At 67.0% G+C, this 13,633-nt stretch carries 20 protein-coding genes and 1 pseudogene; 1 reads left to right on the top strand and 20 read right to left on the bottom strand.

Annotation, left to right across the window (positions count from 1 at the left end):
* Positions 1 to 2: 2 nt before the first annotated feature.
* The 19 genes and pseudogenes from AC1Q6Z_RS18740 to AC1Q6Z_RS18650 all read right to left on the bottom strand — a co-directional run bounded on the left by AC1Q6Z_RS18740 (position 3) and on the right by AC1Q6Z_RS18650 (position 12,603).
* A complete protein-coding gene (locus AC1Q6Z_RS18740) occupies positions 3 to 431 on the bottom strand; it encodes an NlpC/P60 family protein (protein ID WP_492648854.1) in 429 nt (142 codons plus the stop codon).
* Positions 432 to 597: 166 nt separating this feature from the next.
* On the bottom strand, positions 598 to 1,482 hold the full coding sequence (locus tag AC1Q6Z_RS18735) for a phage/gene transfer agent baseplate hub protein (protein WP_492648853.1): 885 nt from the start codon (positions 1,480 to 1,482) through the stop codon (positions 598 to 600).
* A complete protein-coding gene (locus AC1Q6Z_RS18730) occupies positions 1,479 to 2,114 on the bottom strand; it encodes a phage distal tail protein, Rcc01695 family (protein ID WP_492648852.1) in 636 nt (211 codons plus the stop codon). Before AC1Q6Z_RS18730 ends, AC1Q6Z_RS18735 begins: the two co-directional genes overlap by 4 nt.
* Before the next feature lie 40 nt (positions 2,115 to 2,154).
* Entirely contained in the window at positions 2,155 to 2,685 is a 531-nt protein-coding gene (locus AC1Q6Z_RS18725) for a phage tail tape measure protein (RefSeq protein ID WP_319311061.1), read from the bottom strand.
* A 3-nt stretch (positions 2,686 to 2,688) separates the two neighbouring features.
* Positions 2,689 to 2,892, bottom strand: a complete 204-nt coding sequence (locus AC1Q6Z_RS18720; protein WP_492648851.1) for a rcc01693 family protein — start codon at positions 2,890 to 2,892, stop codon at positions 2,689 to 2,691.
* The gene (locus AC1Q6Z_RS18715) at positions 2,889 to 3,239 is read right to left on the bottom strand and encodes a gene transfer agent family protein (RefSeq protein ID WP_492648850.1); all 351 of its coding nucleotides are present in this window, start codon (positions 3,237 to 3,239) and stop codon (positions 2,889 to 2,891) included. The genes AC1Q6Z_RS18720 and AC1Q6Z_RS18715 overlap by 4 nt, the downstream gene beginning before the upstream one ends.
* Positions 3,239 to 3,646, bottom strand: coding sequence for a phage major tail protein, TP901-1 family (locus AC1Q6Z_RS18710; protein ID WP_435265089.1), 408 nt, complete (start codon positions 3,644 to 3,646; stop codon positions 3,239 to 3,241). Before AC1Q6Z_RS18710 ends, AC1Q6Z_RS18715 begins: the two co-directional genes overlap by 1 nt.
* A gap of 27 nt (positions 3,647 to 3,673) precedes the next feature.
* Positions 3,674 to 4,081 (bottom strand): DUF3168 domain-containing protein, encoded by a 408-nt coding sequence (locus AC1Q6Z_RS18705; protein WP_492648849.1) that lies wholly within the window; start codon positions 4,079 to 4,081, stop codon positions 3,674 to 3,676.
* The gene (locus AC1Q6Z_RS18700) at positions 4,078 to 4,416 is read right to left on the bottom strand and encodes a phage head closure protein (protein WP_256120847.1); all 339 of its coding nucleotides are present in this window, start codon (positions 4,414 to 4,416) and stop codon (positions 4,078 to 4,080) included. The genes AC1Q6Z_RS18705 and AC1Q6Z_RS18700 overlap by 4 nt, the downstream gene beginning before the upstream one ends.
* Complete coding sequence (locus AC1Q6Z_RS18695; protein WP_492648848.1) at positions 4,416 to 4,985, bottom strand: head-tail connector protein; 570 nt, start codon at positions 4,983 to 4,985, stop codon at positions 4,416 to 4,418. Before AC1Q6Z_RS18695 ends, AC1Q6Z_RS18700 begins: the two co-directional genes overlap by 1 nt.
* 196 nt (positions 4,986 to 5,181) lie before the next feature.
* The gene (locus AC1Q6Z_RS18690; RefSeq protein WP_492648847.1) at positions 5,182 to 6,432 is read right to left on the bottom strand and encodes a phage major capsid protein; all 1,251 of its coding nucleotides are present in this window, start codon (positions 6,430 to 6,432) and stop codon (positions 5,182 to 5,184) included.
* 17 nt (positions 6,433 to 6,449) lie between these two features.
* Positions 6,450 to 7,007 carry an HK97 family phage prohead protease gene (locus tag AC1Q6Z_RS18685; protein ID WP_492648846.1) on the bottom strand — a complete coding sequence of 186 codons (558 nt, stop codon included), beginning with the start codon at positions 7,005 to 7,007 and terminating at the stop codon, positions 6,450 to 6,452.
* Between the two features lie 99 nt (positions 7,008 to 7,106).
* Positions 7,107 to 7,421, bottom strand: coding sequence for a DUF6107 family protein (locus AC1Q6Z_RS18680; RefSeq protein ID WP_435265083.1), 315 nt, complete (start codon positions 7,419 to 7,421; stop codon positions 7,107 to 7,109).
* 392 nt (positions 7,422 to 7,813) lie between these two features.
* A complete protein-coding gene (locus AC1Q6Z_RS18675; RefSeq protein ID WP_492648845.1) occupies positions 7,814 to 8,953 on the bottom strand; it encodes a phage portal protein in 1,140 nt (379 codons plus the stop codon).
* A 203-nt stretch (positions 8,954 to 9,156) separates the two neighbouring features.
* On the bottom strand, positions 9,157 to 9,768 hold the full coding sequence (locus AC1Q6Z_RS18670) for a glycoside hydrolase family 19 protein (RefSeq protein ID WP_492648844.1): 612 nt from the start codon (positions 9,766 to 9,768) through the stop codon (positions 9,157 to 9,159).
* A gap of 1 nt (position 9,769) precedes the next feature.
* Positions 9,770 to 10,945 (bottom strand): annotated as a pseudogene (locus AC1Q6Z_RS18665) (DNA-packaging protein); the annotation flags it as partial.
* Positions 10,946 to 11,276: 331 nt separating this feature from the next.
* Positions 11,277 to 11,828, bottom strand: coding sequence for a hypothetical protein (locus AC1Q6Z_RS18660; RefSeq protein WP_492648843.1), 552 nt, complete (start codon positions 11,826 to 11,828; stop codon positions 11,277 to 11,279).
* Between the two features lie 213 nt (positions 11,829 to 12,041).
* Positions 12,042 to 12,362: a BrnA antitoxin family protein gene (locus tag AC1Q6Z_RS18655; RefSeq protein ID WP_492648842.1), complete on the bottom strand. Its 321-nt coding sequence runs from the start codon at positions 12,360 to 12,362 to the stop codon at positions 12,042 to 12,044.
* A complete protein-coding gene (locus AC1Q6Z_RS18650; RefSeq protein WP_492648841.1) occupies positions 12,334 to 12,603 on the bottom strand; it encodes a BrnT family toxin in 270 nt (89 codons plus the stop codon). Before AC1Q6Z_RS18650 ends, AC1Q6Z_RS18655 begins: the two co-directional genes overlap by 29 nt.
* A gap of 109 nt (positions 12,604 to 12,712) precedes the next feature.
* Between AC1Q6Z_RS18650 and AC1Q6Z_RS18645 the strand changes: the two genes are divergently transcribed.
* Positions 12,713 to 13,045 carry an MmcQ/YjbR family DNA-binding protein gene (locus AC1Q6Z_RS18645; RefSeq protein WP_492648840.1) on the top strand — a complete coding sequence of 111 codons (333 nt, stop codon included), beginning with the start codon at positions 12,713 to 12,715 and terminating at the stop codon, positions 13,043 to 13,045.
* 4 nt (positions 13,046 to 13,049) lie between these two features.
* Here the strand turns inward: AC1Q6Z_RS18645 and AC1Q6Z_RS18640 are convergent, their stop codons facing one another.
* Complete coding sequence (locus AC1Q6Z_RS18640; RefSeq protein ID WP_256120915.1) at positions 13,050 to 13,553, bottom strand: YcgN family cysteine cluster protein; 504 nt, start codon at positions 13,551 to 13,553, stop codon at positions 13,050 to 13,052.
* Positions 13,554 to 13,633 lie beyond the last annotated feature (80 nt).

The raw sequence follows: 13,633 nt of genomic DNA, 5'->3' as shown, positions 1-13,633 counted from the left end.
GCTCAGCCAATCTCCGGAAAGCGGAAGACGCCGGCAATACGCCGTCGCCAGGAAGGCACGAGCGGCGAAGAGATCACCGCCCCCTGCTCGTAGGCATGGATGAAACGCTCATCGGGCGCCGCGATGCCGGCATGTTTCGCCGCTACCCCCGCCCGCCAGCGAAAGATGAGAAGATCCCCCGGCCGAAGCGCCGAAACCGGAAGCGCACCGCCACAATGCCGCGACGCCGCCTCAAGCAGCCGCTCCTTCCCCGCCCGCTCCGCCCAGTCCGCCGCATAAGGCCCCGGCACCTCCGGCTCCGCCCCGTAAAGCTCCCGCCACACGCCGCGGACCAGCCCGAGACAATCGCACCCGACGCCCTTCAACGACCCCTGATGCCGATACGGCGTGCCGATGAAGCCCCGCGCGATTTCGACGACGCGCTCGCCCACCCCCTCATCCGCCCTTCGGGCACCTTCTCCCCGTGGGGGAGAAGGGATGGAAGCGTTCTGCGTCTCCGCAGCGCATAAGGCGGAAACTGACGGCACCCGCGAGTCCCCTTCTTCCCCACGGGGAGAAGGTGGCCGACAGGCCGGATGAGGGGGATGCGACGCGCTCTCACTCATAAAGCGGCCTCCCGTCATGCACGGTCTCGCCATCCGCGTAGCCATAGGTGAAGTCGCTCCCCGGCATATGCGGAAAACCGCGGAAATTCAGCGCATTGGCAAACTTCGCCTTGCAGGTGGAAAAGCGCTTGTCGCACCCCGCCGTCACCAACATCGTATCGCCGACCGCGACACCCGCCGGCACCGGCTGCCAGAAGGTCAGTTCCCCGCCCGCCTTGCGCTGGTCCTCGATATCCGCCGTCAGCCCCTCGGCCAAACCGCTGGTAAACGTCAGCACGCCATAACGAAAGAACCGGTCGGCAAAGCCCGAAAGCCCGCTCACCCGCACCCGCATATCATCCAGCACCGCGCTCACCGTCGCGGTCGCCCGGAATGCCGATATCGAAACATCCTTGCCGCACCGGCTGTCGCCCAGCACCGCATCGCAGCGATGCCCGTAGATGCGGCCGTGCACCTGGTCCAGCCGATGCGTCAGTCGCCGCAGTTCCACGCGAAAAAGCCCGCCCTCGCGCCGCACCTCGCCAAGCTCCGCCGTGCGCAGCAGCAGCCGCTGGGAGGTATCCTGCCAGTTGACCGTATAGACCTCGACCTTCGCCCCGTCATAGCGCCCCGCCGAAAGGTCTTCCGCGCGAACCGCATCCGCCGAAAACCCGCCCGAAACATCGCCGCCCTCGGCGGAAAGCCCGTTGCCGTCCTCCGCCTCGCTCGCCTCGAAACCGCTCGCCGCCAGATAGTCCAGCCCGCCGAAGGAAAGATCGCGGTCATGGTCGGTAAAGCCCATCACAACGCCATCGCGCCGCGTCACCCGCCAGGCATGGCAGAGCGTCGTCACCTCCCCGTCGAGATGCGCCTGAAGCCCGCTCGGGATCGTCCTCATGGCTTGATCTCCAGAAGCGGAATGGAAGGAATGCGCCCGGCATTGAACTGCGCCAGGTCGATATCGATGCGGTCCGTGTCGAACCGCACCGGCACGTCGAATTCGTAACCAGCCCGGATGACGCCCGAAGCCGGAATTTTCCCAGGCTTGAAGGTCACGACACCCGTCGCGGAATTCACTGTGTAATCGCCCGCCGGCCGAACACCGCCCGCAACGGAAACCACCACCGTGCCCGCCACCGGCTTGTCGACGGTCCGCACCGTCTCGCCACCGGCATCCGCATAACGCTTCACCAGCTGAAACGCCGCCGTCACCCCATCGCCGGTGCCGATCTGCTGGTCACTCGCGCTGACAGTCCCGCCCGGCGCACAAGACTTGTGGTCCACCGGATCATGAAAGCGAAACCCGTAAAACTGCCCCGCCCGCGCCTCGAAGAAGGCGAGGACCGCATAAAGATCCTCGACCGAGCGCACGCCCGATCCCGCATCGTAACGCCGCCGCGCATCCTGCCAGCGCCGGTTGCGGTTCTCGCGCCCGTTGGACAGGCTGACGATATCCGTCCGCCGCACCGGCCCGCCGCTGGTGCCGAGCGCCACCCGCAACGGAAACCGCACCTCATGAAATCCTGCCATGTCTCTATCCTCGCCTGCGGGGCCTCCCCCTCATTTCCGCTCACAAACTCCGCTGCCCCCGCCCCACCGCACGAGTCAGCATCGCCGCGATCTGCCCTTCGGATTTGCGAAAACTCGCCGCATCCTGCGCCGTCACGTTGAAGACGATGCGCGCGCCGCCACCGCCCTCGGTCGCCACGCCCAGCGCGCCGTCCGGCCCGCGCTTCAGCGGCAGGATCGCCTCCGCCCCCGCCTCGCCCATCAGCCCCAGGCCGCCGCCGCTGCCGAAATAGGTGGGCGCGGCCACGACACCGCCCTTGGCAAAGGGCGTCGCACCGCCAAGCAGGCCGGAAAGGCCGGAGGACAGCAGCCCCTCCAGCGGCTTCAGCCCGACGGAGAGCGCGATATCGCTCATGCGCAGCGCCAGTCCGCGCAGCACGCTTTCCAGCCCCTTGCCGTCCACGACCGCGCCCTTCAGCGCGCTGGTCAGTGCCGATCCGAAGGAGCGCGAGCGTGCCTCCAGGTCGTCGAAGATCGTCGAAAGCGCGCCGGCATCGTCCAGCGTGCCGGAGAGAGGATTGTCGTCCGCCATGGTTCACTCCTTGTTGTCGGGAAAGGCCTGCATCAGCGCCGCAAGCGCCTGGCGCCCCGGCACCGCCGGCAAGGGCCCCAGCACGCCCAGCGCAAAGCCGAGCTCGCGCGGCGTCATCGCCCAAAAGTCCTTCGCGGAAAGCCGCATGCGGCAGAGCCCGGCATGGAGCACCGCCTCCCAGGGGAAGGCGGCCCTCTCGCCGCTCACGCCGGATGCGGCACCGGAGGGTTTTCGGCACCGGCGCCAAATGTCGCCTGAAGCAATTCGGCGGCGATGCGCGCAAAACCCGCAAGCCCGTCCGCCACGGCCATCGACGCCACGTCCTCATCGCTGAAAAGATTGCCACCGCCGCGCAGCCCCGCCGCAATGATACGGATCAGGTCGTCCGCCTTCAGCCGCCCGGAGGAAAACCGCTCGGCCAGCCCCGTCAGGCTGTCGACGGCAAAGGCCGTTTCCAGCTCGGCCAGCGCCCCCAGCGTCAGGCACAGCACCCGCCGCTCGCCGTCGAAGACGGCCTCGATCTCGCCGCGATGCCGGTTCGCCCGCGCGCCCATCAGAGCGCCCCGAAGGTCAGCACACCGGCCGATTCCAGCGCGATCTCGAAGACGATCTCGCCATCATGCGCGCCGGAATATTCCAGCGCCGCGATCTGGAACGGCCCTTCGACCGTGCCGAAATCCGGAATGACGACCTGCCAGTGGACGATCGTGCTGCCGAAGAACAGCGAGCGCACCGTCGCATCCGACGTCTGGTCCTTGAAAATCCCGCTGCCGGAGACCGCCGCGCGCTGCACGCCGGCACCGCCCAGCAGCTCGCGCCAGCGCCCCGCCGATTCCGCATCCGTCACGTCGACGAGCTGCGCATTGAACGACAAACGTTTGGAGCGCAGCCCCGCAACCGTCGCAAAACCCGCGCCGTTGTCGATCTTGAGCAGCAGGTCCCGCCCCTTCTGTGCCACCATGGCAAGGTTCCTCTTCGAAAAATGGGGTTAAATGTCCGGTTCCGTCACCGCCCGGAAGCGCATTTCCGCGCGGTGAAAGTGGGATTTGCCGTCGCGCCTCAGCCGCGTGTCGCGATGAAACAGCAGCACGAGGTGGTGCCCGGCGAGCGTCAGCGCCGCATCGTCGAGCGCCGCGCGCACCGCCGCCGCGATCGCCTGCACCTGCCGGTGCCCGGCCGTCTCCGACCAGGCCTCGAGCGTCACCGTGTGTTCCTCGCCTGTCTCGCTCGCCGTCGAATGGTCCGCACTGTCGATGCCGGCGATCACCACCAGCGGCGAGGCCGGCTCGGCGAGCCGCCGGTCCGTGATGCCGTTGGCGCCGACCAGCGCCGCCAGCGCCGTGTCATCCGAAAGCCGGGCAAAAATCGCCTTCTGCAGGGCCGATGCCGCGCTCATGGCTTGATCTCCTCGCAGTCGACAAGCGTGTAGCGGCCGGTCTCATCCGGATCGCGGAAGGCGCGAATGGCAAAGAGCCGCGCGCCCTTGCGCAGCCGCATGCCGCCGGCCAGGTTTTCGCGCCGCCGCATCCAGATGCGGTGCGTCACCGTCACCGGCAGCGTCCCCGCCGCCTCGTCCGCCTTCGCGACCGTCGGCTCGATGCGCGCCCAGAGCGTCGCCAGCGCGGAAAATGTGCGCTCCACGCCCCCTTGCCCGTCCGGCACTTCCACCGGCTGTTCCAGCACCAGCCGCGCCGTGAAGGCGCCCGGATCGATGGTTCCATCGAAGGCCATCAGAGCCTCCGCATGGCATAGGGCGCGACAAGCCGGTCGTAGCCTTGCGGCACCGCGCCCGGCTGGTCGTCCAGCGAAAGCACGCCGCGCAGCTCGTACATCGCCGCGACATGCAGCAGCAGCGCCCGCTTCAGCGTGTCCGGCACCTCCGCGCCGCTCTCGCCGAAACCGGCGGTAAAATCGATCTCGATGCCGTTCAGCGCGCGTTCCGTCGCCGGCCGCGCCGGCAGCACCAGCCGCGCCGGCCGCGCCGTGCCATCCAGCACATAGCCCGTCGCATCGACCTCGACCGGCGCACCGGAGGCGTCGTAAACCGTCACTGTTTCAATGGTTTGCACCGGCCCCCTGGCAATGTGAATCACGCGGGCCTCGGGCCAGTCGTCGAGATAGAGGCGAAAGGTGCGGGCGATCAGCGCCAGCCCCGTCTGTCCCTCCAGGTGTTCCCGCGCGGCGCGGATCAGGCCCGCAAGCAGGGTGTCTTCATCGGAGGCATCGAGGCGCAGATGCGCCTTCACTTCGGCAAGCGTGATCGGCTCCGCGGCCGGCGGCATCAGTTCGGCAATGGTCATTGGGGTCCTGTCCGGTCTGGAGGAACGGCGGGCGCGGCCGGGAGGAAGCCGCGCCCGCCAGCACCGGCGTCAGGGGACGACCGCCGGTGCACTCTCTCCGTCATCCTCGGGCTTGACTCGAGGATCCACAGCCATGCGACGACGGGTGGATGGTCGGGTAAAGCCCGACCATGACGGCGCTATTGGATGACGTCGCTCAGCTCGCCGCGAACTTCACCAGCTTGATTGCCTCGAAGTTCTGCACCCCACCGCCGACGCGCTTCGTCGTGTAGAACAGCACGTAGGGCTTGGCCGAATAGGGATCACGCAGCACGCGAACCCCCGTGCGGTCGACGACGAGATAGCCGGAGCGGAAGTCGCCGAAGGCGATGGAGAAGCTGTCGGCCGCCACATCCGGCATGTCCTCGGCCTCCGCGATGGCGAAGCCCAGCAGCGAGGCCGCCTGGCCGGCGGAGGCCGGCGGGCGCCAGAGATAGTTGCCGTCCGTATCCTTGAACTTGCGGATCGTGCCTTGCGTCTTGCGGTTCATCACGAAGGTGCCGTTCTGCCGGTGCCCCGCCTTCAGCGAATAGACCGTGTCGAACAGCGTGTCGGAGGGATTGCTCGCCTTGAAGGCGCCCGCCGCGCCCGTCGCGATATAGCCGATATTGCCCCAGCTCCAGCTCGCATCGGCGACGTTGGTATAGCTCAGGAAACCCTTCGGCTTGTTGGTGCCGTCGCCGGAGACGAAGGCGGTGCCTTCCTGCTCGGCGAAGACGATGTCGACCTCGGAGGCGATCCAACCCTCGACATCCACCGCCGCATCGTCGAGCAGCGCCGCCGTCGCTGCCGGCATGGCGTAGAGTTCCATGGTCGGGAAGGAGAGCTCAGCGAGTTGCGCATTGCCGGTCTGCGGCCGCGCGGCCGTCTCCGCCACCCAGCCGGCCGCCATGCCGGAGGTGGCAAACGGCTTCTTCAGCACCGAACCCGAAACCTGGCGAACGGTCGCCAGCGCGCGGATCGGCGAGGCGGCGGAAAGCCTGCGGCCGATCTCCGTATCCGTTTCCGGCGGCACGAGATAACCGCCATCGGCCGCCGAGCCGACCGACATGGCCTTGCCCTCCAGCGCCCTGAGCGCATTCTCGTCGCCCCGGCGCATATAGGCGGAGAAGGCCGCCTTGTGCTCGGCCGCTTCCAGGCTGCCCTCGCCGCTGCCGCCGAGTGCCGGGCGCGCCTTCTTCAGCGCGAGATGGTCGAGCACGCGCTTCTGCTCGTCTATGGCGCGGTTGATGCGGTCCACCTTGTCGCGCGTCACCACGTCGGCCGTCAGTTTCTGCTCGATCTCGCCGAGCCGGCGGTCGTTGGTCTCCTTGAAGGCCTCGAAGGCCTCCATGAAGTCGTCGAAGGCGGCGGTCATCGTTTCCGGCACGGCCTTGATTTCCGGCGCGGTCTTGTGGATCTCCGTCATGTCTACCTCTTCAGTTGTTAGCGTTTCATCATCCGGGCCGCCCGGCGCATGATGCGAACGAGCTCCGTTTCCCTGTCGCGGAACCACCGCGCATTCTTCACGTTCGACACCCGCGCCGAAGGCAGCATGGGAAAGGTGACGATCGAGATTTCCCAAAGATCCGCCTCCAGGATGCGGCGCACGCCGCTTGCTCGGTCGGTCTTCGAACGCACCGTCTGGAAGCCGATGGAAAGGCCATCCAGCGCGCCGGATTTCATGAGGTTCAGCACCTCGCGGGCGCGGGCCACGCCGGGCGAAAGCACGCCCTCGACATAGAGCCCGCGGGCATCCTCGCGGATGGTGCGCCAGCGCCCGAGCGGCTCGGCCGGATCATGCTGGAACAGCATGCGCACGCCGGCAGGCCCGCGCTTTTCCAGCGAGCGCACGAAGGCGCCGGGCGCAATCGCGTCCTTGCTGAGGTCCACCTCGCCGAACAGGCTCGCATAGCCGGAAAACACCCCGTCACTGGCGACGCCGGCAAGCGTCAGATCGGCATATTTCTTCGTCCGCCAGACCGGCAGGTCGTCGGTGATCATGATTTGCTCCGATGATTTGGAAATGGAATGGAGGCGAATAGAGAAGGCGCCCGTTTCGGTGGCGAATGGCGCCATTCTCTGTTCGCTCTTCGCTACTCCCTATTCGCCGCCCCTCATCCGCTCCGCCACGCGCGCCAGCACGCCGAGCCCCCACCAGGCCGAAAGGCTCGCCGCCGCCGACCCGGTCAGCAGCACCTCGGCCGGCCCGAGATAGGTCGCGATGCCAAGCCGCACCGCGATCCAAAGCCCCGCCGGCCCGCCGAAGACGAGCCCGCAGGCAAGCCCGGTGAAAAACCGGCAAGCCGCCTCGCGACGGCTCTTCGGCAGCAAATAAATGAGCGAAACGGCAGCACCCGCCGAAGCCCCCACCAGACGAGCCGTCCACAGCCCGCCATCGTTTCCGATGTCAGCCATTGTTAAGCCTTTCAGATTATTATGAAATTCAAGCGGTTCGGCCGCAGCCGGCCGAAAGCGTCCTGCCTCGCGCAGAGTCAGGCGGTGGGAAACGCCGAGTCTTTTGAATCGCTTATGCGGCTTTGTTCTAAAGCCGATTCAACGCCTTCAAGTTGTGATTCCAGCAGGCGGCAAAGCGATTCACGTCTTCGATCTATACGGCTGATTTCTCTTCGCGAAAGCAGCGCTTGCCCCTCACCCTAACCCTCTCCCCGCAAGCGGGGAGAGGGAACTTGCCCCGCAAACGGTCATTGGTTGAGGAAGCCGGTGCGGCATATCTCCTTCGCCCCGCTTGCGGGGAGAAGGTGGCCGGCAGGCCGGATGAGGGGCACCATCCGCAGAACGCGCCCACCTCAATACCCCACAGCCCGCCGCTTCTCCTCGTCCGTCAGAAACGCCGCCGCCCCCACGCGCGCCCACAATTCCGAGCGCTCCGCCGCAAGCCCGCTGACCTGATCGAGATCCGGCACCAGCCGCAGCCCCGTCTCCTGACCCTCGGAGAACCAGGCCGCAAAGGACGCCGCGGTCCGCTGCACCAGCGGCAGCACCGTCAATCGCCAGAAGGCGCGATTGGCCTCCTGGTAATTGGCATAGGTCGCATCCCCCGGGATGCCGACCAGCATGGGCGGCACGCCGAAGGCGAGCGCAATGTCGCGTGCGGCCCCGTTCTTCGCCTCTACGAAATCCATCTCGCGGGGGGAGAGCCCCATCGCCTTCCAGTCGAGGCCGCCTTCCAGCAGCATCGGCCGCCCGGCCCGCGCCGGGCCGGAATAGCCTTCCTCCAGCTCGCTTTTCAGCCGGTCATACTGGTCGGGCGTGAGGTTGCCGCCCTCCTTCGGCTGGTAGACGAGCGCGCCGGAAGGCCGCGCCGAATTGTCGAGCAGCGCCTTGTTCCAGATCGCCGCCGTATTGGATAGGTCGAGCGCCATGGAGGCCGCCTCCAGCGGCGCAAAGCCCACCTGGTCGTCGAGCGGATGGAACAGCCTGAGATGCAGGATCGCCTGCCCCTCGCCGGCCGCATGCCGGCGGACATGGCTGCCCGCCCGGTATTCATAGGCCTCCGGCCACCCGTCCTGCCCCTCGATCACGCGCATCCGGTCCGGCCGCAGGAGATGCAGTTCGCGCAGTTCATCGCCCACCCGCACGCCCTCGACGAAGGCATTGCCGGAGAGCATCAGGTGGCCATAGAGCGTCTCCAAAAAGTCCGTGCCCGCCATGCGCCCGTTCGGCCGGGCGATGAGCGCCAGCAGCGGCTCGTCCGGCCGCTCCGCCTCGACCGCATAGGCAAGCCAGGGCACCGAGGCCGCCGCCTCCGCGATCATCCGCACCGCACGGTGCGCCACCGGGTTCTTCATGAACCCCTCGCGCGACAGCGACGCGTAGCTGCGGCTCGACCAATGCGCCCGGCCCTCGGCCGTCAGCGCGAAAAAGCCCGACGCCTTGGTCTCCGCCGCTGCCCTTGGCCGCCGCGAAAGGAAGGATGGTAGCTTCATGATGCCCTCGGTTGTTTGAATTTGCCAATGATGCTGCGGGTGCGGCCGTGGATCCTCGGGTCGAGCCCGAGGATGACGAAAGGAGAGCGCGCGGATTGTCACCGCCACGGTTCGACGTGCGCACCGTTCAGGGAAGCAGAGGCCTTTCCTCCCCTCCGTCATCCTCGGGCTCGACCCGAGGATCCACGCGGCACCCGCCGCCGTTACCCACCCAACACCGCAAAAAACGCCTGCCCATACCCCGCCACCCGCTCCGCACGGTCGAGCCCGTTGATGATGCGCCGCGCCCCCACCCAGTCGGCCCGCCCGGCAGCAAAATGATCCGCCAGCCGTCGCCCCGTGAAGGCGCCGCGCAGCATGCCGACGAAGAGGATTTCGACGGACACCGCCATCTCCATCGCGCGCTCCGGCCGCGCCACGAGGTCGATGCCGGTCAATTCCGCCAAACGCTCATAGTTGCGCCGATGGGTGATCTGCACGAGCCCACGCCCGAGCCAGCTTTTCCCGTCCGCATCCCGCCGCCAATAGGGTGCTGAGACCTGCGGCAGCCGCCCGTCAGCAAAGGCCCGGTCGAGCACGCGGATCGCCGCGGCGTCCGTCGCAGCAAAGGTCTCGCGCACCGGCTGCAGGCGCCCGCCCGTCTCGTGATGCGCGGTCGCCAGCATATAGGCGAGGAAGCGCCGGTCGCGCGTCTCGCCGCCCTGCTCGAACCGGTCGAGCAGCGCCGTCAAACCCGCGACCTGCCCCTGCTCCAGCCGGCCGCCATACAGCGCGCCGCGGACATGGTCGAAAAACGCCTTGCGATCGATCACCATCTCAAACCCCTCGCACCCGCGGTTCGCCCAGCCGGTCGAGCACCAGCGCCGTCAGCGCCCAGACGAGCGCATCCAGCCGGTCCGGCGAGCGGCCGGCGGACAGCCCGTCCGGCCCGAAATCACACATCTGGTCTTCCAGTTCGGCAAAGGCGGCCGCGTGCGCCACCCGCCCCTGCTCGTAGAGCGCCGCCACCGGCTCAGCCCGCAAAAATTTGCCGCGCGTCGCCCGCACCGTCGCGACCGGCAGATTGGCGTCGACGCTCCGCAGCATCGCCGTCACCATGTCGCCGCCCTGGTTGACTTCCGCAACCACCCGGTCCGCATCGAAGCGCCGAAAGGCCCGCACCACCGCGCCCGCCCAGCCCGCCGGGCTTGCGCCCGTCACCGAACAATCGGCCAGCACCACCGCCCGCCCGCCGCCATCCAGCCCCGCCACGACGATGCCGCAAACCGAGGCCGCGGACGCTGTTGCCGGCGGATCGACCGCCACGACGATGCGCGACAGCGGCCCCGGATTGCGCAGCCGGATCGTCTCCAGCCGCGCACGGCTCCACAGCGCATCCGCGCGGTCGGTGATCAGTTCGCCATCCAGCTCCTGCCGCCCGAGCCGCGTGCCGCCGTAGCGATCGGCCATGGCATCGAGAAAGCGCGGCGAAAGGTTTTTGGCATTGTCTTCCGTCCGGATGCGCCGAACCGCCGTCTTGCCATCAGCCGCCAGCGCCCGCAAAAGCGGCACCGGCCGCGGCGTCGTCGTCACCAGCACGCGCGGATCGTCGCCGAGGCGCAGGCCGAATTGCAGCATGTCCCAGGTCTCCTGCGCATGTTTCCATTTGCCGAGCTCGTCGCACCAGGCGAGATGAAACTGCGGCCCGCGCAGGCTTTCGGGGTCTTCCGACGAAAAAATCTGCCCGATCGACCCGTTCGGCCAGACGAGCCGCCGGCGCGAGGCCTCGAATTCCGGCCGCGATCGCCCGGCGATCCGGCAGATGCCGGAAACGCCATCGATCATCACCTCGCGCGCATCGCCGAGCGTCTCCGCCACCAGCGCAATGCGGCTGTCCGGCCGCGCCAGCGCCATCGCATGCACCCATTCGGCACCCGCCCGCGTCTTGCCGGAGCCGCGCCCGCCCATCAGCAGCCAGACCCGCCAGTCGCCCTTCGGCGGCATCTGGGCCAGGCGCGATTGAAAGTGCCATTTTCGGGATTCCTCCCGGGTGCGAAACCGGGGCTGGCGATCGCCATCCGGCCCGCCCGCATCACCATCGGGAGCAGCTTGGAAACGAGGCGCTTCCTCGCCCCCCTTCTCCCCGCCCGCGGGGAGAAGGTCCCGGCAGGGGGATGAGGGGCCACCTACCGCTTCGCACCGCCCAAGCCCAGCCTCCAACCCATCGGCAGCAATCCGAAAAGCCGTCCGCGCCCGTTCATCCTCGATCATCCGCAAGCCCGCTGCCGCCGCCGTCATATCCGCATCGATCTTCCGCCCGGCCGCCCGAAGGGCGAGCCGGTCCCTACGGCCCGCTTTCCGCCCGCTCGGCAGCATCGCCGCCAGCCCCGCTTTCCCGCATCCAGTCTTCCCTTGCGGCATTCAACCGGTCCTTCACGCGCTCTTCCACCAGTCGGTCGAACTCCGCCGCCAGCGCCTCGCCGTCATCCGGCTCGCCCAGCGCCGCTTCCGCCTCGGCCCGCTCGTTGATCAAGGTGCGCTGCAGGCTGTCGATCTTTTCCAGCGTGCGCACGATCAGCGACACGGCCTCGATCGCCGCCTTGGCATCGGTCTGCGCCAGCTTGCGCGACGCTTCGTCTTCGGCGGCATCGGCATCCCGCTCGGCAAAGGCCCGCTGGCTCTGGAAGCGCTGGAACCGCTCGCGCAGCTCCTTCGTCATTTCCAGAAGCATCGCCTGCATATCGAGAAACGGATCGAGCGGCGCTTCCGCCTTGGTATCGAGCACCGGCGCCGCCCCGCCCCTAAGATCCGCCCGCCGCCCCGCCAGCCCATCATAAACCGCCATCTCCGGCGCGATGCCGAAAAGCCCGAGATCCACCGTCAAACCGCTGTCCATCGCCACACCCGAAAATGAAAAGGCGCCCGGTCCGATTGGAACGAGCGCCTGTCAATAAATTCCCATCAAGCCGGCCGCGGGCCAAAACCGCCAAACCATCCAGCCTTCCGAAAAGCCCGGCGGGCTTTCCGCCCGCACCTTTCCGACTATGCCATAACCCTATCAAACCACCGTGACGCCGTCAAGGACTATTTTCCTATTTTTTCCTTTTCACTAGAGGCCTGCCGCCTTGCGCAGATCGTCGTTCATCCGCGACTGCCAGCCCTTCCCGGTCGACTTATAATGCTGGATAAGGTCGGGATCGAGCCGCACGGAAATCTGCTGTTTCGGGCTGTCGACCGTCGGCCGGCCGCGCTTGGCCTTCGCCCGATCGATCGCCGCTGCAAGCTCGGGCAAGGCATCCCGGAACGGTTTTGCCTTGCGAAAATCCTCTTCTGTCCATTCGGTATTGTCCGGATCATCGGCAATACCCTGCTGGATGCGGGTTTCCTCTTCCGAGGAAATTTCACGGGGACGTCTGGCGGTAGTGCTCATAGAGCTTCCTTTCATTCCTGCTCGCGGCGCGCATGGAAATCAGAGAGATAGCCTGGCTTCCCAGCGTCGCGAAGACCACGGCAAGCGTGCCGTCTCGAAACATGCCGATCGCTTTCCAACGCCCGGAATGGGCCGGAGCGACCAGCGCTTCCACGAAGAAATCCATATCGAGCGCCGCGAAGTCATGGCCGTGCTTCGCGATATTGCCCAGCCGCTTCGCTTCGTCATAAGTGATTTCCATGGAGTTTTTGTATCACTTTTAAAGCCGGAGCGCAGCTTAAAAGTGATACAAAAATCTGTGCATCGCCACGAACTTTCAGCCCATCAAGAATAATGTTACCCTCCCCCTTATGACATCCGACGATCTCATCGCGATCGCGCTCGGCATGCCGGAGGCGCGGGAGAGTGCTCATTTCGGGAAGCGGGACTTCCGGGTGGGTAAGAAGATCTTCATGTCGCTGCCGCAGGCCGGCCGGGCCGTCTTGAAGCTGACGCCGGGCCAGCAGGCGATGGTGGTCGAGACCGATCCGGGGCTGTGTGCGCCGGTGCCGGGCGGTTGGGGGCTCAAGGGCTGGACCTCGGTCTATTTCGACGGCGCGGATGACGAGCGGGTGCGCGACTTGATCGGCACTGCCTGGCGCAACGTGGCGCCGAAGAAGCTGGTGGCCGCGAGCCTAAACTGAGAGACTAGTTCCCCCTGCCCACTTCGAGCGGCCAAGTCACGAGGTAATCCTCGTAGTCCTCGACGTCGAGGCCCTCCTCGCTCACCGTGCGGCCGCGGGCGGAAATGCCGGCCTGGTGCACGGTCTCGGGATCGCCGGAGACCAGCGGGTGCCACCAGTAGAGGTCCTCGCCGTCGCGCACGAGGCGATAGCCGCAGGTCGGCGGCAGCCAGGAGATTTCCGAGACGCTCTCCACCGTCAGGCGGATGCAGTCGGGCACGGTCGCCTGGCGGTTCTCGTAGTCCGAGCAGCGACAGCTTTCGCCGTCGAGCAGCACGCAGCGGATCGAGGTCCAGGCGATCTCGGCCGTCTCCCAGTCTTCCAGCTTGTTGAGACAACAGAGGCCGCAGCCGTCGCAGAGGCTTTCCCACTCCACGTCGTTCATTTCGGCGAGCGTCTTCGTCTTCCAGAACGGCAGCACGTCCGCATTTCCGGCCTCGGCCGGCGCGGCGGCGCCCCTGTGCTTCATCTTCGTCATGCCCCGACCCCTGAACCCCTTGCGGCCAAAGGTCAAGAGCGCGGCTGCTAACCCTTTCGCGCAAATCCCGT

The sequence above is a fragment of the Shinella sp. GW835-FHT14H05 genome (assembly GCF_058793575.1).
Note: the sequence above shows the minus strand (reverse complement) of the source record. Positions and strands in the feature narration are given on the sequence as shown.

Coding starts and splice junctions, on each gene's coding strand:
- AC1Q6Z_RS18725 (WP_319311061.1), bottom strand. CDS start 2,685: ATGGCGGACGACAATCCTCTCTCCGGCACGCTGGACGATGCCGGCGCG.
- AC1Q6Z_RS18705 (WP_492648849.1), bottom strand. CDS start 4,081: ATGAGCGCGGCATCGGCCCTGCAGAAGGCGATTTTTGCCCGGCTTTCG.
- AC1Q6Z_RS18735 (WP_492648853.1), bottom strand. CDS start 1,482: ATGAGGACGATCCCGAGCGGGCTTCAGGCGCATCTCGACGGGGAGGTG.
- AC1Q6Z_RS18645 (WP_492648840.1), top strand. CDS start 12,713: ATGACATCCGACGATCTCATCGCGATCGCGCTCGGCATGCCGGAGGCG.
- AC1Q6Z_RS18650 (WP_492648841.1), bottom strand. CDS start 12,603: ATGGAAATCACTTATGACGAAGCGAAGCGGCTGGGCAATATCGCGAAG.
- AC1Q6Z_RS18715 (WP_492648850.1), bottom strand. CDS start 3,239: ATGGGCGCGCGGGCGAACCGGCATCGCGGCGAGATCGAGGCCGTCTTC.
- AC1Q6Z_RS18690 (WP_492648847.1), bottom strand. CDS start 6,432: ATGACGGAGATCCACAAGACCGCGCCGGAAATCAAGGCCGTGCCGGAA.
- AC1Q6Z_RS18700 (WP_256120847.1), bottom strand. CDS start 4,416: ATGGCCTTCGATGGAACCATCGATCCGGGCGCCTTCACGGCGCGGCTG.
- AC1Q6Z_RS18685 (WP_492648846.1), bottom strand. CDS start 7,007: ATGATCACCGACGACCTGCCGGTCTGGCGGACGAAGAAATATGCCGAT.
- AC1Q6Z_RS18675 (WP_492648845.1), bottom strand. CDS start 8,953: ATGAAGCTACCATCCTTCCTTTCGCGGCGGCCAAGGGCAGCGGCGGAG.
- AC1Q6Z_RS18710 (WP_435265089.1), bottom strand. CDS start 3,646: ATGGTGGCACAGAAGGGGCGGGACCTGCTGCTCAAGATCGACAACGGC.
- AC1Q6Z_RS18730 (WP_492648852.1), bottom strand. CDS start 2,114: ATGGCAGGATTTCATGAGGTGCGGTTTCCGTTGCGGGTGGCGCTCGGC.
- AC1Q6Z_RS18670 (WP_492648844.1), bottom strand. CDS start 9,768: ATGGTGATCGATCGCAAGGCGTTTTTCGACCATGTCCGCGGCGCGCTG.
- AC1Q6Z_RS18660 (WP_492648843.1), bottom strand. CDS start 11,828: ATGGACAGCGGTTTGACGGTGGATCTCGGGCTTTTCGGCATCGCGCCG.
- AC1Q6Z_RS18655 (WP_492648842.1), bottom strand. CDS start 12,362: ATGAGCACTACCGCCAGACGTCCCCGTGAAATTTCCTCGGAAGAGGAA.
- AC1Q6Z_RS18680 (WP_435265083.1), bottom strand. CDS start 7,421: ATGGCTGACATCGGAAACGATGGCGGGCTGTGGACGGCTCGTCTGGTG.
- AC1Q6Z_RS18695 (WP_492648848.1), bottom strand. CDS start 4,985: ATGACCATTGCCGAACTGATGCCGCCGGCCGCGGAGCCGATCACGCTT.
- AC1Q6Z_RS18640 (WP_256120915.1), bottom strand. CDS start 13,553: ATGAAGCACAGGGGCGCCGCCGCGCCGGCCGAGGCCGGAAATGCGGAC.